Source organism: Paenibacillus sp. 598K, from assembly GCF_003851045.1.
Classification (GTDB): Bacteria; Bacillota; Bacilli; order Paenibacillales; family Paenibacillaceae; genus Paenibacillus_D.
In genome coordinates, this window is sequence record NZ_BFBX01000049.1 from 60,612 (window position 1) to 81,228 (window position 20,617).

Annotated in this window: 15 protein-coding genes; 6 read left to right on the forward strand and 9 right to left on the reverse strand. The window is 55.4% G+C overall.

Annotated elements, in window-relative coordinates:
* Nucleotides 1-69: 69 nt before the first annotated feature.
* From PA598K_RS15745 to PA598K_RS15775, 7 genes are all read right to left on the reverse strand, one after another.
* Nucleotides 70-1,149 (reverse strand): amidohydrolase family protein, encoded by a 1,080-nt coding sequence (locus PA598K_RS15745; RefSeq protein ID WP_128657882.1) that lies wholly within the window; start codon nucleotides 1,147-1,149, stop codon nucleotides 70-72.
* A gap of 269 nt (nucleotides 1,150-1,418) precedes the next feature.
* A complete protein-coding gene (locus PA598K_RS15750) occupies nucleotides 1,419-2,162 on the reverse strand; it encodes a DeoR/GlpR family DNA-binding transcription regulator (protein ID WP_185602013.1) in 744 nt (247 codons plus the stop codon).
* A 79-nt stretch (nucleotides 2,163-2,241) separates the two neighbouring features.
* Entirely contained in the window at nucleotides 2,242-2,745 is a 504-nt protein-coding gene (locus PA598K_RS15755) for a hypothetical protein (RefSeq protein WP_128657884.1), read from the reverse strand.
* A 151-nt stretch (nucleotides 2,746-2,896) separates the two neighbouring features.
* A complete protein-coding gene (locus tag PA598K_RS15760; protein WP_128657885.1) occupies nucleotides 2,897-3,406 on the reverse strand; it encodes a hypothetical protein in 510 nt (169 codons plus the stop codon).
* 70 nt (nucleotides 3,407-3,476) lie between these two features.
* Nucleotides 3,477-4,571 carry a 23S rRNA (adenine(2503)-C(2))-methyltransferase RlmN gene (gene rlmN, locus PA598K_RS15765; protein WP_128657899.1) on the reverse strand — a complete coding sequence of 365 codons (1,095 nt, stop codon included), beginning with the start codon at nucleotides 4,569-4,571 and terminating at the stop codon, nucleotides 3,477-3,479.
* 141 nt (nucleotides 4,572-4,712) lie between these two features.
* Nucleotides 4,713-5,951 carry a PrsW family glutamic-type intramembrane protease gene (locus tag PA598K_RS15770; protein ID WP_128657886.1) on the reverse strand — a complete coding sequence of 413 codons (1,239 nt, stop codon included), beginning with the start codon at nucleotides 5,949-5,951 and terminating at the stop codon, nucleotides 4,713-4,715.
* 271 nt (nucleotides 5,952-6,222) lie between these two features.
* Nucleotides 6,223-7,008: a glucose 1-dehydrogenase gene (locus PA598K_RS15775; RefSeq protein ID WP_128657887.1), complete on the reverse strand. Its 786-nt coding sequence runs from the start codon at nucleotides 7,006-7,008 to the stop codon at nucleotides 6,223-6,225.
* Nucleotides 7,009-7,326: 318 nt separating this feature from the next.
* Here PA598K_RS15775 and PA598K_RS15780 point away from each other — a divergent pair, with 318 nt between their 5' ends.
* Entirely contained in the window at nucleotides 7,327-8,298 is a 972-nt protein-coding gene (locus tag PA598K_RS15780; protein WP_128657888.1) for an aldo/keto reductase, read from the forward strand.
* 296 nt (nucleotides 8,299-8,594) lie between these two features.
* Here the strand turns inward: PA598K_RS15780 and PA598K_RS15785 are convergent, their stop codons facing one another.
* Complete coding sequence (locus tag PA598K_RS15785) at nucleotides 8,595-8,966, reverse strand: DUF1304 domain-containing protein (RefSeq protein ID WP_128657900.1); 372 nt, start codon at nucleotides 8,964-8,966, stop codon at nucleotides 8,595-8,597.
* A 146-nt stretch (nucleotides 8,967-9,112) separates the two neighbouring features.
* On the opposite strand from PA598K_RS15785, the gene PA598K_RS15790 reads away from it, so the two are divergent.
* A complete protein-coding gene (locus tag PA598K_RS15790) occupies nucleotides 9,113-9,553 on the forward strand; it encodes a GNAT family N-acetyltransferase (RefSeq protein ID WP_128657889.1) in 441 nt (146 codons plus the stop codon).
* A 154-nt stretch (nucleotides 9,554-9,707) separates the two neighbouring features.
* Here the strand turns inward: PA598K_RS15790 and PA598K_RS15795 are convergent, their stop codons facing one another.
* A complete protein-coding gene (locus tag PA598K_RS15795; RefSeq protein WP_128657890.1) occupies nucleotides 9,708-10,724 on the reverse strand; it encodes an SDR family oxidoreductase in 1,017 nt (338 codons plus the stop codon).
* Between the two features lie 226 nt (nucleotides 10,725-10,950).
* Here PA598K_RS15795 and PA598K_RS15800 point away from each other — a divergent pair, with 226 nt between their 5' ends.
* From PA598K_RS15800 to PA598K_RS15815, 4 genes are all read left to right on the forward strand, one after another.
* Nucleotides 10,951-11,727: a class I SAM-dependent methyltransferase gene (locus PA598K_RS15800; protein WP_128657891.1), complete on the forward strand. Its 777-nt coding sequence runs from the start codon at nucleotides 10,951-10,953 to the stop codon at nucleotides 11,725-11,727.
* Nucleotides 11,728-12,061: 334 nt separating this feature from the next.
* Nucleotides 12,062-12,991, forward strand: coding sequence for a copper amine oxidase N-terminal domain-containing protein (locus tag PA598K_RS15805; RefSeq protein ID WP_128657892.1), 930 nt, complete (start codon nucleotides 12,062-12,064; stop codon nucleotides 12,989-12,991).
* A 675-nt stretch (nucleotides 12,992-13,666) separates the two neighbouring features.
* The gene (locus tag PA598K_RS15810; RefSeq protein WP_128657893.1) at nucleotides 13,667-19,507 is read left to right on the forward strand and encodes a PKD domain-containing protein; all 5,841 of its coding nucleotides are present in this window, start codon (nucleotides 13,667-13,669) and stop codon (nucleotides 19,505-19,507) included.
* 160 nt (nucleotides 19,508-19,667) lie between these two features.
* Nucleotides 19,668-20,617: ROK family transcriptional regulator (locus PA598K_RS15815; protein ID WP_148091953.1), on the forward strand; the 950-nt coding region annotated here is incomplete at its 3' end.

The following is a 20,617-nucleotide window of genomic DNA, read 5'->3' on the forward strand; positions in this document are numbered from 1 at the left end:
CGACATACTATTCTGAATATTCAGAATAAAATAAATGCACAATGCTTGGCCCGCTATTCACTGACCACCTTAAGTCAATCCGTAGAACTTGGCGGCATTTTCGTAGAAAATCTTGCGTTTCAGCTCCTTGCTGAAGCTAGTCGGCAGGGAACGCAGCGGCGAGTCAAAGTCCCAATGCGGATAATCCGTCGAGAACATCAACAGCTCGTCGCTGTCCATCAGCTCCACCATCTTGAGCATGTGCATCGGATCAGGGTCTTCGATGGGCTGCGTCGCAAAGCGGAAATGCTCCTTCACATATTCGCTCGGCAGCCGCTTGACCCACGGAACCTCGAGCCGCAGCGATTTGTAGTTTTGATCCATCCGCCACATCAGCGACGGTACCCAGGAGAAGCCGCCCTCCAGCATCGCAATCCTTGTCCCCGGATACTTGTCGAACACGCCGTTCACGATCAGATTAACGACGGAGGCCATGAACGCTTGCGACAAAATCGTATGCCACTCGATATAGTAGCGCGGCTGCCCGAATGGACTGCGAACCGAGTTGCCCTGATGCATAGCGACGACCAATCCTTTGCGCTCGGCGGCTTCGTAGATACCGTGGTAGAAAGGATCGCCGTAAGCCGCCGTGCCGATCGGCAGCAGCACCTGCACCATGCGCGGATGATCGGCCATCCGTTCAATCTCCCGTACAGCCAGCTCTGGAATCTGGGGCGCAACGTGAATGGAGCCGAGGAAACGCTCATCCTTATCCAGCCAATGCTCGACCATCCAATCGTTATAGGCTGAGGCCAGCGCTGCCGCCAGCTCGAACTGGGCCTCCATCGTCGCCGGATAGAACAATCCTGTCAGCATCGCCTTGTGAATATCGTACTTGTCCATGAGCTGCTCCTGCAGCACGCCCAGATCCGAGCCCGGCACATTGCCGTTCGGAAGCAGCGAATCGAGCTTGGAGCCGCCGATTGGGTGAATATACTTCAGCTCTCCCCACCCCGTCCAATGCTCCATGTAGCTCAGGAACGGCTCCTTCATGTAAGGGAGCAATTCCTGGATCGATGCGAACCGTTCATGCACGTCCGTGTCGATAATCGGGACGGTCTCGGTTCGGTTGGTCTCACGCTGCTCCGGACTCGCTTGGCTTGTCGTCATCCGTACTTCAGCCTCCCACCAATTTTATGTTATATATTCTAACACATTTGCTAGGCAAACTAGCTTTAGTAGTTCCGATTATAGAACGATTTTGAATATGTGTCAACTATAATCACATAATGATCTTTATTCAATCAAGTTTTGATCAAATATAATCGGGCACAATGCCGACACAACGACGGTAACGTCATATTATCTAACTCAAACATAACAAAAAAGCCTGCCTGGCTGCACCGTGCAGCTAAGCAAGCTAGACTCAACTAATCCTTCTACACAATCGTTAAACGGCCGTGGAAGCCCAACTCTTCGCCGGAAGTCGGAATCGCCGTTGTCACTAACTCGTCGATCTCATTGTAGTCGCACACCTTCACCAGCGAGGCGCCGCCATATTTGGAGCCATCCGCCAGTGCAATCACCTTCTTTGATCGTTCGATCATATGACGCTTAATCTCAACCTCTTCCAAGTTAAAATCCGTCGGACCTTGCTCGGCATTAAAGCCTGCCAGCCCCATGAAGAAGCGGTCAAAGTTGAACTGGCGTATCGTTTCCTTGGCTAGCGTCCCCACCATCGACTGCTCCGATTTGCGGAAGCGGCCGCCGATGATGTAGACGTTATGCTGGCTACGGGAGAGAATAAAGGCAATTTGAAGAGAGTAGGTAAACACGGTCAGATTGGACATTTTCAGCAGCTCTTTGGCCAGCTCCGCATTCGTCGTCCCAGCGTCGAGCGCAATCACCTCGCCTTCCGCAATCTGACTGGCCGCATACTGAGCGATCCGTTTCTTATCATCCTGGTTGTGTCGGGAACGCTGATTGAACAGCGGTTCAAAGCCCAGTCCAGGCAGTGACGCCCCGCCCCGCTGCCGCAGAATTACCCCATCCTGTTCCATCGCAGCCAGGTCGCGCCTCACGGTCGGCTCCGACACCTGCAGCAGCACGGCCAGCTCTTCCACCGTCAGCGGCGACTTCTCTTGCAGAAAAGCAAGGATTCGTTCTTCGCGCATGTTGGTCATAGCACCGTTTCCTTTTTTTCTTTTCACTATACCATACGTCGTGATCATTTGTGTGCGAAATAATCAATTTCGATCAACATTAGTCTTTCAACTCGTATTGCTGACGTAACGCTAGGGCTTCCTCCACCGTTCTGGCTTCGGCCACAACTTCGTACCGCTCGCCGTCTTGGGTTACCCACATGATGATTTTTGAGAACTTATTATCGAACTGGATGATGCCGGATACATATAATTGATTTTGAAGAAAGTCCTTGCTATTACTGAAGTAAAAAAGGACACTAGTATTCATGCCTTTCTCCTTATGATAAATCATCAACGGACTAAGCTCGTACGCTATGGTATTTGGCAATTCTTCGATCATAATTCTTCCCCGGAACTCCCCCACTTTGTTCCAGGGCTTGTGAAGTTCCCCTCTAATCTTAATCGCAGTCTCTACTGCTGAAGCTTCGTCCCCTATTTTGTATATGATAGCTTGACGTGTTACATCGATTTCCTTAGTCGTGAGGATGGGCGCCAAATAGATGGCGGCCAAGATGACAAGAGAGACCGTTACAAACTCTGCTGCTTGCTTCAAACGTTCCATGACATTGCTCCCACGTCCTGAATTGGGTCGGCTTAACTGCTAACGCTCGTCACACGGACTTAGCGGGCAAAATGCTCCCTCTGCCATTCTAACGCTTGAGAGCTAACAGAGCTCCTCACAAGCGTTAGTACCGTCCCAATATTTTCTGTATTTATTCACTACTACTTCTCATAATAGCCAACATAGTCTGGTGTATAGCCGCCGCCTGCTCCAACGTATCGACACCAGATGCAGCGAAATACGATTCTTCATTTGCGATCAGCTGCATATTTACTTGCGAGAATGAATCATCAAACCAGACAAGTACTGGGCTGATGGGGTCTTCACGAAATTCAGCTTTGCGCTCATAGGTCGCTATGCCAAAGTGCATTTCATCAGAGCTCCATGAAACATAAAGGTCCATCATGTTATTCTCTTCCGTGTAAGGCCAATCAGCTACCGTAATCTGTCCCTCAAACCTTTTCTTTCGAAACCACTGTTGATAATACTTTCCATGAACCGAAATGGATGTGATTACAGCCGATGCTTTATCATCCAACGGATACGCGATTGCCGAATGCGTGACCTCGATATCAGTGGGCGAGTAGGACTGAATAAAAATCATAACCATTACAACTACTACGCAATACACCAGCATGATATGCAATCGGCGTTTTCTCACAGACTCCCCCCTCTACACAAATAACGACGCCCACTACAAGGTAGGCGCCGCTCTGAATCTTGATGTGTGTCTATCCGCTGACTGTAGCACCTCGCCGCTCGGAATCCCGGTCGGCCTTGACCTGCTTGCTGCGCAGCTGGCCGCATGCGGCATCGATGTCGGCGCCATGCTCCAGGCGGACGCTGACGCTGACCCGCTGCTTCTTCAGGACATCGAAGAACTGCCGCACTGATGCCTGCTCCGGGCGCTGGTACTGCCCGTGCTCGTCGACCGGATTGTACGGAATGAGATTGACGTTGACGAGTGGCCGCCGATCGCCGATCAGCTCGGCGAGCTCCAGCGCCTGCGCTTCGCCATCGTTGATCCCCTTGAGCAGGATGTACTCCAGCGTCAGGCGCCGGTTGGTCCGCTCCAGGTAGTAGTCGATGGCGTCCATCAGCTTCTCAATCGGGATGGCTCGGTTAATCTTCATGATGCGCGTCCGCAGCTCATTGTTCGGCGCATGCAGCGAGATCGCCAGATTCACCTGAAGGTCGCTGTCAGCGAACTCTCGAATCTTATCCGCTAATCCACTGGTGGAGACAGTGATGTGCCGGGCACCGATGGCCAGACCTTTGTGATCCTTGATCGTGCGCAGGAAATCGCTCATATGCTCGTAGTTGTCGAACGGCTCGCCAATCCCCATGACGACGAGGTGAGTGACCCGTTCGTCCTTGCCTGCTGCATCCAGATAGAGCTGCACCTTGACGACCTGCTCCGTAATCTCGCCTGCCGTCAGGTCCCGGCTCTTGGGCAGCAGCCCGCTCGCGCAAAAGCTGCAGCCAATATTGCAGCCGACCTGCGTTGTCACGCATACCGACAGGCCGAACTTATGCCGCATCAGCACCGTCTCGATCAGATTGCCGTCCGACAAACGGAACAGGAACTTGACCGTGCCGTCCGCCGACTCCTGACGCGTATGTTCGTCCAGCGTCGAGATGACGAAGTGCTCGGCGAGCAGCGCCACGCAGTCCTTATGGACATCCGTCATGTCCTCGAATGCCGTATGCCGCTCTCTATACAATGCCTCCCATACCCGGGAGGCCCGATATGGCTTATGTCCGCGCTCGCCCAGCCATGCGCTCAGCCGGTCTTGCGTCAGTCCATAGATGGATGGTTTGTTCATCATAAATCCTAGTCCTCTCTTCGGAACGGGGTGGTAGCTCCAGCGACCATAGCGCTGCCGCATCCCCGATGCATTCACGCCTATTGTCCCAAATTTCTGCTGCGAGCACAAGAGGAGGCCGCTACCAGGCCGAACGAATGATCAGCCAACGCCATCAGAGCGCTCAGGCTCGTAATCCACCTGCCGCATATCGCCGGAGGCTGCCGACGCCCCCAGCCCGTCCGCGAGCGCTTGCTCCCGGTCCTTGATATACTGTTGCTTGAGCTGGCTCACCTGCTGCAGACCGGCGTGGATCATCGCAAAAGCAAAAATCCAGGAGATAGCCGTAAGCAGCAGATAGCTGAGCGGGAACAGGGTAGCGCTAAAGCTGGAGTTCCAAGCCGCATGCAGCCCCACAACAATAATGAAGATCCGCAGAAAACGCGGGTCCTGCAGCATCGACCAGCTCCACGGCTTGCGGCCTTTGACCATACAGATCGCCGCGCCTGAAAGCGCCGCCCAGACGATATGGCCGCCCGGCGCCAGCAAGCCGCGCCAGAAGATCGTCGTGAACATCTCATTGAAGCTGCCCGCGCCCATCCGCAGCGCATAACCCGCCGACTCGAAGGCCGCGAAGCCGGTGCCGACCGCCGCGCCGACGAGCAGACCGTTCAGAATATAATGCTCCTGCGGGCGCTTGCGCAGACACCAGAGGACCGCCAGCACCTTGGCCGTCTCCTCGATGACGCCAACGATGATCGCATGGATGCCCAGCCTGCCGACCGTCTCGAAGAACAGCAGCGCAATAACAAGCGACAGCATCCCTCCGATGAAGACGTAGTACATGACCCGGTACAACGGGATATTTTGCGGCGCGTTGATCTCCCAGAAGAAGATCAGGAGCGAGATCGGCACGACGAAGGAGCCGACCATGATGAGCCCCGGCAGGAGATTCGCATTCTCAAAAAACATAAACCCGAGATAAAAACCGAGGAAGCCAATCATGGCGACGATAAATATCCGCATAAACAGCCATGGCTTGGGCCAGGTTTCGATCAACTGATCCATCGTCGGCGTCGTCGTCGAGGTGCCAACGATGAACAGACGCTCGGCATCGGTCTCCGAATGACGCTTGAACGTATCCGAGAAAATATCCTTCAGCTTGATCTCCACTCGCTCCTCGAACCCCGCCACCCGATGCAGCCGATCGGCGAAATCCTGCAGCATGCCGCCGCTCGAGGGCGAGCGCGACGAGTCGCCGCCTGCGCCATTCTCCGACCTGGGCCGCGAATCGACGGTCTCCGAGGCAGCCGCCGCTTCCGCCGGCATCAGCTTGCTGCCGCAGCCCCCGCAGAACCGGGCATCCCGTTCGACCTCATACCCGCATGACGGACAATACATGACACCACCCCTTTAGAGAAAAATACAACGGGCGATACTTGAAAACCTTTGCTCATCATACCACAATCTGCCTTCTCCTGGGCGGATAAGCCTTGCGCTACCCAAGAAAAGAGAGACCCCGCAACATCCAATGAACAGAAAGAGACCCGCAAGCCAGAAGCTGCGGGTCTAACAAGTATATATCATAAAGGGGGGTCGATATTTAGTATAGACCCCGTATCTTAAAGGAAGCTGAAAATTCAGTTGCAGCTTCATTACATTTCGTTGCAGCTTAATATTTGGCAGACTGGGCCCCGTCAATCGGGATGATAGCCCCCGTCAAAAACGGCGCTTCGCCGGAGAGCAGGTAAGCGACCAGGCTCGCCACCTCCTCCGGCTTGCCGAGCCGCTTGGCGGGATTGTCCTTGACGAATTCCTTGGCGGCCGATTGCCAATCTTGGGGATTGATCTGCTTGAACGAGCCGATGACCATCTCGGTCAGGATCGCACCCGGGGCGATTGCATTAACGATGACGCCATGCTCGGCGTATTCGATCGCGGCGTCCTTGGTCATCCCGGCCACCGCATGCTTGCTCGCGCCATAAGCGATCTGGTTCATCACAGCTCGGATGCCGCCGACCGACGACGTATTGACGATCGAGCCGCTGCCCTGCTGCTTCATCACCGGCAGCACATGCTTCAGACCATAGAAGACGCCTTTGAGATTGATGTCGATCACCTTGTCGAACACCTGGCTGTCATAATCCTCGGTGAGCGCCTGCTTGCCCTCGATGCCCGCATTGTTAAAAAAACCGTCGATCCGGCCGAATCGCTCCATCGTCTCGCTGACGTACCGCTGCACCGCATTTTCGTCCGAGACATCGGCGGTCAGCAAGAGCATTTCTCCTGCTCCCCCTGCTTCTGCAAGCTGCTGCTTGGTCGCCTCCAGTCCCTCCATCTTGATATCGACAAGCGACAGGTGCGCGCCCTCGCCTGTCAGGCGCAGCGCCGCCGCCTGACCCAGCCCGGAGCCCGCTCCGGTGATGACGATAATCTTGTCCTTGAATCTGCCAGCCATCCTCTAGTCTCCTCCTCTAGCGATCTTCCTTGTATTCCCTGGCTAGTATGGACTACGCGCCGAGCATTTATGAGAGACTGGTCAGCCAGGCAAGCTTAATCATCAGGCTGCCCTCAAAGCGGAGCCTACGGTCACGGGATCGTTACTCCGATGCGTTGGACGGCTATGGCCCCGGTGGGGCTGTCTGACGTGATGCAGCATCGCCGATACTAGGCGGACATCTAACGTCATACCTCCTCGAAGCTGCGATTTGTCCTGCTCGCAGACAACCGAGTATAATAAGCTACATCTCACACCATACACAAGGAGCTGATCCAGATGTACTATCGCAGATTGGGCGGGAGCGGGCTGAAGCTCTCGGCGCTTGGCCTGGGGACCAACGCCTTCGGCAAGCGCGCCGACGCCAAGACGTCCCGACGCGTCATCGATACGGCGCTGGAGCACGGCGTCACCTTCCTCGACACCGCCAACATCTATGCCCGCACCGCCTCCGAGTCGATCCTCGGCGAGGCGCTGCGAGGCCGCCGCGACCATGTCGTGCTCGCTACCAAGGCCGGCCTGCCGACAGGAGACGGACCGTACGACCGCGGCTCCTCGCGCCATCATCTGATGCGCGAGCTCGAGGGCAGTCTGCAACGGCTGCAGACCGACTACATCGATCTGTACCAGATCCATACCTTCGATCCCGAGACGCCGCTGGAGGAGACGCTGCGAGCGCTCGAGGACATGGTCCGCTCCGGCAAGGTCCGCTACATCGGCGCGTCCAACTATGCCGCCTGGGAGCTGATGAAGGCGCTCGGCATCAGCGAGCGGCTCGGCCTGCCCCGCTATGTATCGGTGCAGACGAGCTATTCGCTCGCCGACCGGACGCCGGAGCAGGAGCTGGTGCCGCTCTGCCTGGATCAGGGCGTCGGCATCATCCCTTACTTCCCGTTGGCCGGCGGCATCCTCAGCGGCAAGTACCTCTCTTCCGAGTCGATCCCGTCCGGCTCGCGGGCTGACACGGACCCCGGCTTCGGCCGTTTCCTGTCAGACGGCGCGCTGCAGCTCGGCCGCGAGGTTGCCGAGCTGGCTACCGAACGGGGCTGCTCGCCGAGCGCGCTGGCGCTGGCCTGGCTGATGCACCAGCCAGTCGTCGGCTCGGTGATCGTCGGCGCGACCCGTCCCGAGCAGCTGCTGGACAATCTCGCCAGTATCGAGCTGGAGCTCGACGATGAGCTGATCCTCGCGCTCGACGAGCTGAGCGAGCAGACACGCTACGGCCAACCGTTCGCGGTGTATCGGCTGTAGCCGGCCAATAGCAGACAGGCGATGCCAGTGCGCAAGTCCCGACATCGCCTGCTTGACGTAACAGTCCCGCCAAGGTGAACGACTACGACGTCCTTTGGCAGCGTAATACGTATCATTCCGAAGAAAAAAGCATGCGGATCGCCACCTGCCGCCCACTTGGGGGCGAATGGTTTGATCCGCATGCCTGTTGAGGTCTACCCAATAACTCGAAAACCTTCTTAATCCTCTGCTCTTCTGCTCTTATGGGGCTACCTATCAAGGACCTGAGCCGTGTTCCCGCCTTGCAAGTCAGCAAGTCAACCGGCCAGCAGCACGACGATAAGCGCCACGATGGCGGGCAAGCCTTGCTTGATCAGTATCCCTTTGTTCGAGGTAACCGCCCCATAGGCCGCCGCGACGATGACGCAGCCGAGGAAGAAGACCTGCAATTGGAAAGCATATGCCTCCGGGGCGATCAGCGCCCCCCAGATCAGACCCGCCGCCAGGAAGCCATTGTACAACCCCTGATTGGCAAACAGCGTCTTCACCCGTCGATCGGACAGAAATTCCGGCGGCAGATTAAACGTCCGCTGAGCGGTCCGACTGCCTGAGGCGAACATCTCCAGTCCCATAATATACAGATGCTCCAGTGCGACGAGCAATGTCAATCCAAGCGCCAATACTTCCATCATCCCTGCTCCTTCTGGCGGGCCAGATCGGTCTGCCACAACCTCCCTGCGTCGCGCCTCTTCTCTATTGTCCCAGTATACCCTATAATCGAAGCTATTGGCACGGGCCTGACCCGCGCACTTGGTATGATGAAAGGATGGACCACATGCAAATCATACGTGTCACAACGCCTGCCCAACTCGAGGAGGCCTACCGGATCCGAATCGCGGTATTCGTAGAGGAGCAAGGCGTACCGCAGGAGGAGGAGCTGGATGCCTACGAAGACGAAGCCGAGCACCTGCTCGTTTACGCGGACGGCCAGCCGGTAGGCGCCGCCAGACTGCGGCAGGTCTCCGGGGTCGCCAAGCTGGAGCGCATCTGCCTGCTGCCAGCCTACCGCCAGTCCGGCTTCGGTCGTCAGATCATCGCCGAGCTCGAACAGATGGCGCTGGACAACGGATGGACCGAGGCCAAGCTGCACGCGCAGGAGCAGGCGCAGGGCTTTTACGCCAAGCTGGGCTACCATCCCGCCTCTGAGGTATTCATGGAGGAGGGTATCCCCCATCTGGTGATGAAGAAGACGCTACGGCCCCCATCTGCCGAATAACTGAGGCTCGACTTGTTCGAAACGCCGAGAACGGCAGTCGGCGCTGCTGCGGTCCTGTGACCATATCTTCGGCGAGCTGATGCGCGACTACGCCAACATGCTGGAGACGCAACGCGCGGCGGCAGCTCTTACGGCTTAAGCCGGGCGGGACGTATCAGCCTCTGACCAGTCGGACAGCCGTCTCCATCGCTTGAGCGACGCGGTCGCACCACTGATCGAAGTCAGGGTCCTCCTGCTGCAGCTCCGGGTGAGCCAGGATGTGGGCCACGGTCTCGCGCATCCCCTGATCGAGCCGCGTCGTCGCTACGAAGTCCGGCACCAGCCGCTTCAGCTTGGCGTTGTCGAAGACGACGGTGTTCGCCTTATCCCCGAGCAGCCCGCCCCGGAAGTCGTAATCGCTGCATGCATCGAGGAAGCTCGAGGACACGTGGATCGCTTCCAGCTCGACCCCGAGCGCATCCGCGATGATGCTGTAGATCTGATTCCAGGTGACGGACTCGTCCGAGGTGATGTTGACCGCTTCGCCGATCGCGTGGATGTTGCCCATCAATCCGATGAAGCCCTTGGCGAAGTCGCGGCTATGCGTCATCGTCCACAGCGAGGTGCCGTCGCCGTGGATGATGACCGGCTTGCCTGCCAGCATCCGCTTCGCTACGGACCAGGAGCCGCGAGCGCCATGGACGCCCAGCGGGATCGAGCGCTCGTCATAGGTATGGCTTGGCCGCACGATCGTTACCGGGAAGCCCTGCTCGCGGTATTGGCGCATCAGATAGTCCTCGCATGCGATCTTGTTGCGCGAGTATTCCCAGTACGGATTGGACAATGGCGTACCCTCGGTGATTCGGTAGTCGCTGAGCGGCGTCTGGTAGGCGGACGCGGAGCTGATGAAGATAAACTGCTTGGTCTTATCTGCGAACAGCCGATAGTCCCGTTCCAGGTGCTCGGGCACAAAAGCGATAAAGTCCGCCACTACATCAAACTTCAGATCGGCGACCAGCTCGGCCACGCGCGCCTCGTCCTTAATATCGGCCTCCAGCACCCGCACCCCGTCCGGCAGTCCCTCCTTGCGATTGCCGCGATTCAACACATACAGCTCGCAGCCCTGCTCGGCCAGTTGACGTGTAATGGCGTTGCTGATCGTGCCTGTCCCTCCGATAAATAGCGCTTTCATCTTTAGCCACCTCCATAGGATTACAATGCCGATTGATTGCTCTGACTTCTGAACTTCACTCCTTCATTCTACACCACTCCTACTGTTGGGGGAAATAAGAGCATGGAGAGAATATGGTCGCGTGAGGCTCGCCGTCTTATAGCCCAAAACTATAAATAATATTAGATCCATATATTTCACATATAAGTCCTGCGTAGCTATACTGAGTTCAAAGGAGGGGAAGCAGATGACTCACTCGACTTCCAATAACCAATGGCAGGCGGACACGTATGATGATAAGCTGGACTTTGTCTCCAAGATGGGGGGCGGCATACTCTCGTTGCTGCAGCCGCAGCCCGGCGAGCGCGTGCTGGATATCGGCTGCGGGACGGCCGACCTGACGGCCGAGATCGCGGCGGCTGGCGCAGAGGCGGTCGGCATCGATCTGTCGCCCGAGATGATCGCGCGCGGTCGCGACAAACACCCTCATCTGAGTCTGAGCGTCGAGAATGCATACACGTATCAGCCGGACGGACACTTCGACGCCGTGTTCTCCAATGCGGCGCTGCACTGGATGAAAGACGCCCATGCAGTCGCAGCGACCGTAGCGCGCGCATTGCGGATCGGCGGGCGATTCGTCGCCGAGTTCGGCGGCTACCGCAATGTCGCTGCTCTCGTCGAAGCGACTGAGGCTGCGCTGGCCACACATGGCTATGATCCACAAGGACGGAATCCGTGGTACTTCCCGACCGTCGGCCAATATGCAGCCGTGCTCGAGGAGCAAGGCTTCCTGGTCACGCTGGCCCAGCACTTCGACCGACCGACGCCGTTGCATGGCGAGAGCGGCGTCCGCGACTGGCTGGACATGATGGCCGACGACTTCTTCCACGACGTCAACGCGGAGGACAAAGCAGCGATCTACCAGATGGTTGAGCAACGGCTGCGCCCGGAGCATTATCGCCAAGGCCAATGGATTGCAGACTACCGACGGCTGCGTGTCTGCGCGATCAAGCAAGCCGACTGAGGCTTGATATGAACGACATCGACTTGAAGGAATGGATATTTCTTCTTGCACCATCAGCATGGATATCTTATACTAAAACCAATATTAGCCTTTGGACGGGAAGCACCCCTCTACAGCGTAATTGCTGTTTTGGGGTGCTTTTTTTGTGGCCTCTACCCTTCATACGTCATCAAGGCACGACTTAGTATTACTAAGCATTATCAAATGCCACCCATTAAACTGACTATATCTAGCATTCATAGCATTCAGTTAGGAGGTATACGCACCGATATTATTTATGAATAGGACGTTTGACCTAATGAACTAAAAACCACACCCCTTGGAGGAATAGATAATGATGAAAAAAATGATCGCTACCGCACTGGTTACAACCACACTCCTTACTGGCGTACTCGCTCCATCAGCTGGAGCAGCGCAGGCAAAAATCGTCCGTTCGGACATGCCGATCGAAGTGTTATACGACGCTCGGAAAATTATCTTTGATGTAAAGCCAAAAATGGTCAGCGGCAGTGTCCTGGTGCCGATCCGGTTCGTGTCCGATAAGCTGGGCGGTCAACTGACCGTGAGCGGCAAGGACATTACGATCGTCAAGGGCAACCGAACCTTGAAGCTGACGATGAATTCGAAGGCGGCGTCCTTCAACGGAACAGCGGTGACACTGGCACAGCCGGCCATGGTCGAGAACGGCCGTACCCTGGTGCCGCTGCGTGCGGTGAGTGAGGGCTTGGGGACCGCGGTGGAGTGGGATGGCGTGAACAAGTTTGTGTGGATTGGATCGAAGGAAGTGCCGTTGTTGGTCGATATTGTGAAGCCGGTGGATATTAAGCCTTATGAGCATTACTACAAAAATAGAGAGTATTTGATGACGTTCTTAGGAAAAAAATATACCCAAGCATACGTTATTGAAGATAAAGATTTGCCATTTAAAGTTCGAGATGTGGACTATTTAAGAATGGACATGGCTTACGACCAAACTAATGCTGAATACTTAAGATTTTCAACAACACTCACCGGTTCAGCCGGAATGTTAACTTATTTACTAGCAAAAGATGAGGAGGCTCGTTCCAGACCTGAAAATGCATTTCTTATGGAATCTTTTGATAATTGGATCAGAGTCAGATATACAACCTTCAAGGATGAGAGATATGACAGAAACCGAAATCATCCTTCGCCAAGTGGGTTCAATCTCAAAAAGGTAGACTATATTGGGCTGGGGGAAGATCTTGAGGGTGCAATATTAATTAAGAACAAATGGAGGAAATAATACGTGAGATGGCTCTATAAATCAAAAATCCAGATACTTCTCATCGCCTTCTTAATTGTTGGAATGTCCGCTTCGTTCTTCCTGTATGCCCATGCTTCTACGCCAGGAAATGCGAGTGTTCAGCCTGTGAAGGAAATGGGAAAACCTTTCTCAACCAAAAGGTATGCAGTAGGCTTTGCATATATTGATATCTGGAGCAATTCATCTGGACAATGGCAGACATATCAGCCTGGACAACCGAATGTACCTATTAATAATTCGTATACCTTCTCGTTTCCAGGTCGCACTGTAAAAAGCGTGAAAGTTAGGAACTTCATTTCAAACGATTCCACTGATATGTACTACTTTGTAGAGTCCAGGGCAGAAAGGGTATCTTACTTTACGTACGAAAAGTGGGTTGGAAAAAATCCATCGAATCCTTCTTTTACAAAGTCAGGGGAAGGTACATCTAACGTTACACTTGATGTAAAAATGACAGGCACCCTAACTGCTACAGAACCATATGATCTTATAAGGCTAGGAGGCTCCTGCGCCTACTGCAGTCCCAATGTACAAGGCTTGCGCTATTATTTCCCGATTGTCTTCGAATTTGAACTGAATGGGCAATATGAAATTCGTCATTTTACTACTTCGGGACAATCGCTGAATAGCGTCTTCACGAACAAAAGTGGTGACATGATCGCGGGCCAGTCCTACCCGTCTGCGCCACGAAGCAACGCCAATTATAAATATGTCGGCTATAAGAAGACGGATACTGGCGATGAAAAGAAGCTTCAAGACCAACAAATCTCGTCCGGCGTCCCAAGCTTCACCTATAACGGCAGCTTCGAGAAATACATCGTCAACTACTATTACGAGCCGACATCCGGTAATACTGGCCACAAGGCCACCATCAAGTACATGACGCGGGACGGCAAGAGTATCCCCGAGATGCCCAATCCGGCACCCGAGACGATGGTGAAGGGAAACAGCTACGCGTACAAGCGCCAAGTTCATCCGGACTACACCTTCGTAGGTCATGCCAAGACGACAACCGGAGCTGAACCTTCGATCAGCAATCTCGTTTCACTTTCCGATCCGCCAGGCTTTAACTTTAACGGCGGCTTTGATTACAAAGTAAACTTCTATTATGACCGCAAGACGCAACCGTCGACAGGCGCTGGAAAAGTCATCGTCTATCACATGGTACGAACGGCGCCAAGTACAACTTTAGTACTGACGGAGGAAGAAACGCTGTTTGTCTCGAAATTACCGGGCTCGATAACAGCGCTCTCCAAGACGAGCCATGGTAAGGTGACAGCGGGCAATTATTCGTATAGCAGTCGGCCGACCTCGGCCATCAGCGGAAAGAGCAGCTTCACGCTGGAGCTGACCGCGAGCAAGCCGACGGCCTACGTCGTGTTCTACTATGACAAAGAACAAACCGGACCACCTGGGCTTTTCGTTGATTTTGATATCGAAAAGCAGCCGACGATGTACTTCGGCGATCAGAACAAGCTCACGCCGAGCATTGCGGTCACAGGAGCAGGCTGCTCTTACCGGGATCATACCTGGACCTTCAATCAAGGGGCAATCTCCAAGTCCTATGGTCCATCCAATGCCATGAGCCAGCCGTTCTGGCTGACGCCGCCCTATGATGGCATGGGGCTTGGCACAATCACGATAACGCTTGATGTCACGACGAGCTGCGGGTTGACGGGTAGCATGACCAAATCGGTTCAAGTCATCAGCGATCCCACCAACCGACCGCCGATTTTCAACATCGGCTGGTTTAAGGCGGGCAATCTGTACGGCTGGGAGCCAGATGCGCAAATCGTCTTGCGCGGGGAGCAAGTCAATCTTCGCGTCATCGTCAATCCTTTGCCACCTGAGATTCCCGGAGGCGGAATGCCTTACGATCCAGATGGCGATGAAATCAGCTATTTTTGGCAATTCGGAGATAGCTCCAGTGAATGGATCAGGGGCCTGCCCGATCAGTACGGGTTAGATCCGACGCTGATGGGCTTCACGAATCTGTTAACTTCTCAAGTAGGCAGTCATCAAATTACGGCGATGGCCATCGATAGCCGAGGGGCAAGCAGTACGCGCACAGCGGTGCTTAACGTCGTCTCTCCTGAGCCTACACCTGTCATTACGGTGCCGGCTCGCGTCGTGCAGAATCGACCGATCCCTGCGGATGGCATCAACGGGAAGTTGAGCTATGCTGCACCTGAACGAACGATCCGCGACTATCACTGGACCAATAAAAGAGACTCCTATCCCAACGTCGGCGTAGAAACGGTCGAGCTCGAAGTTACCGACAACTACGGCGTACGGAACCTTCCTGAGATGAAGGCGGTCAAGCAAATTAACGTTGTGCCCGATCTGCCGCCAATTGCACGGCTGGAACTTCCAGAACGAGCGTTACGGGAAGGGTTCGAGATCACCAATACGTCCGAGAGTCCGGATGGCGACATCATCATTCGCAGCACGATACGTTACCGTTACGACAGCAATAACGATGGCAGCTTCGATGATGAACCGGCGCATCCTTTCGTCTTGTCAGTCGGGGAATCAAGGAGTTTCAAACCCTTAAAAGTCGGTAAATATCGTTTTGATATTGAAGTCGAGGAAGATTGGGGACTGAAGCACAAGGACTCCTTTTACCTCGAAATCGTCAATGAAATGCCAGCGGTCGGCTTTTCGTTGAAAGGCGAAAATCCGGAGCCGCCGCAATTCGATATTACGAATGAAAATACACTCTTGATGGCACTCGGCGACAGCTGGCAAGGATCGACGCTCGCGACTCCTAATCTGGATCTCTATAAGGAGCTGAACCTGACGTATAACACCTTCCGAGGCGCTTTTACGGCAGGCAGAGCGTTGAATCCGTATCTATCGCCTGCGCCGGAGAGCGTGGTCAGGACGGAGACGAAACGAATAGAAGGGTATGAGCTCCTCCGAAGGGAGGGGGCGGACAATCCAAGAGATCTCACATTGGTCAGGCCGGGCATATTGGGCGACGAGAATGTCCCCTTCATTTTTGGTCGGGTACCGTATGAAGAGATAAGCGGTCAGTACGACTATAATAATAGTGGGAGACTGAAAACGTCGGCGGGGACGTATTGGCAGGAGAAACAGATGGGCACCGAGATGACACCGCAAAATAGAAATTACGTCCGCTTGTATCTCGCCCACGACATTAAAGGCGGCTCATACTCGTATAAGTGTATCCGCATGCTGAGTTCGACATCGGATTCCGGGGATTACTATAACTTCGATTGTCAGATTACCCGGACCGACCAAAATGGAGAAGTCAGTTGGACGCATCAGGGACCGCGGTACCAAAATGTTCAAGGCTTATCCAATGAGATGCCGTATTCCTTGGCGGTGCGGAGGGACATGTATTCTGGTCAACCCTCCGGTGGCTTCATGACCATTAGCGCCGATGGTACAAAAATCGGCTTTAACGAACGATGGGATGGTAACAGCTCATACACCTTTACAAAATGGTTTGATATCGAGACGTTGGACCCTGTATCCAATGCCGTACCGTACACCTTGCCTGTGACAGATTTTTCAGACTGGGACGGTGTTCGTACGGAAACATACACGCTGTACGAAGATGACGATGTACTTGTCAAATCGGTTCGCACTACGCTCACGGAGAAAGATTCTTACCCCAACTACAGACGGACCATCAATCAACATGTGTCATCAGTCAATAAACAGACAGGCACAGAAACGAAATATCCGATTCTAGTGAACCGTAGCGCAAACGAGTCGCATGGAGGGACAGGGAGCTGCTGGTGGGGCGGCGGCTCCATCTATACTTCGATCCCGGTGGTGGATGTGGAGTTTTCCGTTTCAAGAGATGGCACGATTTACGCTGTGGAGTCCTTCAAAAAAGTACATGTAATAGACAAGCATGGAACGAAACTGAAGGAGTTCGACACGCTTAATAAATACCCCACCTATAACTATAAGTGTGATGGCGGGTATACGACCAAGTACCAATATGTCGTCCTTGACTTGGGCTTGAAGGATGACGGAAAATTTGTGCTCCGCTTGGCTGAAATCTATGATGTGGCCCGTCTTGCCGATACAAGTGGCTCTTACATGGATGTCTATACCTACGCGATGGAGCAAAGCTTGCCTACGCGACCTTACGGGTCGAATGAAATCGGTCAAGTGCTGAAGAAAGACACAACAATCAAAAATGCGGATTATACCTTTGATGTGCAGCAGAGTTTCCTCAATCCGATGACGCTAAATCCATCCGGTCTGAACTTCCGGGCTCAAGATCATCGCAACATGTACCGTCTGGAAATCTCGGATCGACGCATGGCGGTGTCCAAGATTGTGAACGGACAACGGACGCAGCTCGGATCAGCCGCTATCGCGCTGAATGCCGAGGAATTCAGCACCGTCAAGGTATCAACACGCGGCAACAAAATTAAGGTGCGGTACAAGGGACTGCCGTTATTCGAGGTCAGCGACTCCACCTTCGAGGAAGGAACGTACGGCTTCTTCATGAACGCCTATGGCTCCAACTTCCGCAACCTGATCGTCGGCGTGCCAATCGAGGCAAACAATGAGCTGGACAACATCGGTCTGGTCGGTGAGAAGCTGAACTACACGACCACCTTCGACGATGTGGAAAAGGATGAACGCATTGAGGCGGACGATGAATGGACCTATGTGCACACCGATCCGGACAAGTTCCTCGATAGCGGGGACGGCTACTCCGGACGGTCGAGCCACCATGAACGGACGTATAGCACGCCACGGCAAAGTCTGGATAAAGTCGGCGTATATTCCATTACGTACGCTGCCAAGGACGATCCGACCCCCGAAGGGTACAAGCATCCCGATCCGACCTTTGCCGAGTACATTCAGCAGGCGGATGCGTATACGCAGTTCGTGACGATCCATCGCAGGCCGATCGCCAAGTTCACGGTCAAGCAGGCAGCGGATTATCTCGTCACTTACACGGATACAAGCTACGATCCGGACCGCTATCTGCCGAACGGCACCTGCTCGCGGGAGAATACCGGCATCGACTATTGCCGGACACGCGGCATTACGAGCTATACGTATGAATATATCGATCCGAAGGGCGAGAAGTTCGACGGCCAGCTGCGCCGGCCAAGCTATGCGGGCCTGTACACGCTGCGTCTGAGCGTACGAGACGAGTACGGCGCATGGTCGGACTGGTACGAGCAGGAGCTGTTCCTTGACGGAGAGCCGCCTAACACGCCGCCAGTGCCGGGCTTCACGCAGAGCCACACGAATACGTTCCGGGGCGTAGAGATTACGTTCGATTCGACGGCTTACGATGCGGAGGACGGAGCGAGGGAGAATCTGAAGCACTGGTACTATATCCAGAAAGACCAGGCTGGTGAAGCTGAGGTGCTGGCGAGCAACTCGCGGACGAGCTGGACCAAGACCTTCAGCTCGCTCGGACGCTTCTACATCCGTCAAGTCGTTGAGGACTCGGGTGGTCTGCGGGCGACCGTACAACGGGTCGTCACTATCGCCAATGCCCCACCGACGACGAACATCACGAATCCGTCCAGCACCAACCAGAATCGTCCGACGATCCTGACGGAGCTGCGGCCAAACTTGACCTGGAACTACCACGATGATGGCGATGAGCAAGCGAGGTATCAGCTGCGGATCTACCGTTATGGCGGCGTGCATCAGTATAACACGGCCGAGATCGCCAGCAGCGACAAGTTCCACGTGCCGACCGTCGATCTGCCGGAGAACGTCGACATGTACGTCGAGGTGCGCGCCTATGACGGCTATGTATGGGGCGAATGGAGTGCGCCGAAGTACTTCCGGATCGTCACGAATCGGCCGCCGGTCGCTGACTTCGACTGGTCGCCGAAGCCGGTATATGAAGGCGATCGACTGCGGCTGATCGACCGCTCCAGCGACCCGGATGGCGATCGGCTTACCTACAGCTGGCGGATCGGGCGACCGAACGGCACCACCTTCACCTCGACGCTGGCCTCTCCGGAGCTTGCGGGCGTCGCGCCTGGTTCGTATCCAGCGACGTTGACCGTATCTGACGGCACAGCGACCGCTTCGACGAGCAAGACGATCACTGTGCTGCCGCTCTCGATCACCGCCGAGGTCCATCACACGCCGCTCTGGCTGGAGCGACACCGCGATGCTGGCCATGAGACGGTCGAGGTGCCCAAGGACTTCTATGCGGGCGAGATCTTCGTCCTTCAGGCGACCGTCTCCCCTGCTCCGGTACGGACCGTCACGGCTGTCCTGGATACGCAAGGCCTGGACCGCCGCAGACTGCTGACGACAACGACGCTCAGCCGAGTGGGTACGACACTGCAGTATGACGGCGAGCTGTACGACGAGCGCTGGAGCTCTGTCACGGAGGGGCTGCCCAAGGGGGCGCAGCACATTCGGTTCACCGTGGAATATGCCAATGGCGTCGTCAAGACGACCGAGGTCCCGATTCATATTCTCGGCAATGTGCTTGAATCGGTTGGCGTTCACCGCAGACAGTAGCCAATGACACAGCTTCCACCCCTGCTCCCCTTGGAGCTCGGGTGGAAGCTTTTTGTATTGCGTTATCACTTGACGGACCGTCCTGCTCCCTCCTATAATTAGTTAGGAAGTCTTACTAACTATATAATCAACATTATACGTTTAAAAAGGAGCCGCTCCCATGCATGAATCGCTCGGCAGCCCCCAGATGATCCGCAGCCTGAATGAACGTCGCGTCCTGGAGCTGATCTTCCAGCAAGCCCCGCTCTCGCGCGCAGAGATCAGCCGCATAACCGGTCTTAGCAAGCCCACGGTCTCCGCTGCCGTCAAGTCGTTGCTCGACTATGGTCTGGTCGAGGAGATCGGACCCGGCGAAGCCGGACCGGGCCGGAAGCCGACGCTCGTCCGATTCGCCATGACGTACCGTTATGTCATCGGCATCCAGCTCGGCGCTGATCGTGCCCGCCTGTTGCTGACCGATCTGCAAGCGCAACCAGCCGCCGAGCGGGAGCTGGATATCCGCAGCATGACCGACGACCCGGAGCAGTTGCTGGAGGCGATCCGGGCCGAGTGCAACCAACTGCTGGCACAGGCAAGCGTGGAATGGGAGCAGATCGGCAGCGTCTCTGTCGCCATCCCTGGCGTCGTCTCCGCTACAGGCGAAGTCTCGATGCTCGTCTCCGACCTGCGGGGATGCGAAGCCGCGCTCGCTCGCGAGGCGCTTAGGCGTCGCTTCCCCGCTCCGGTCGTCACGGACAATGACGTCAATCTCGCAGCTCTGGCCGAGTATGACGCAGGACAGGGTCATCCGGACGAGGTGTTCGCCTTCCTCTTCCTCGACAGCGGGATCGGCGCCGGAATCATGATCGGCGGCCGACTGGTGAGGGGGCTCGGAGGCGGAGCTGGCGAGCTGGGCGATATGCGGCGGCCCGATGGCAGCCGCCTCGAGGACCTGCTCTCGGAGCAGGCGCTGCTGTCGCGGATGCAGTCGTCGCAGCCTGCTGGTGGTGACGGCCCGACTCAGCCTGCCGACCTTGACTCGGGCTCCTCTGCCGATCCAACGCAATCGCGGGCGCAAGTATCACAGGCCGCTGCTGACGGTCCCCACGCCAAGGCAGCTGGCAGCCGATC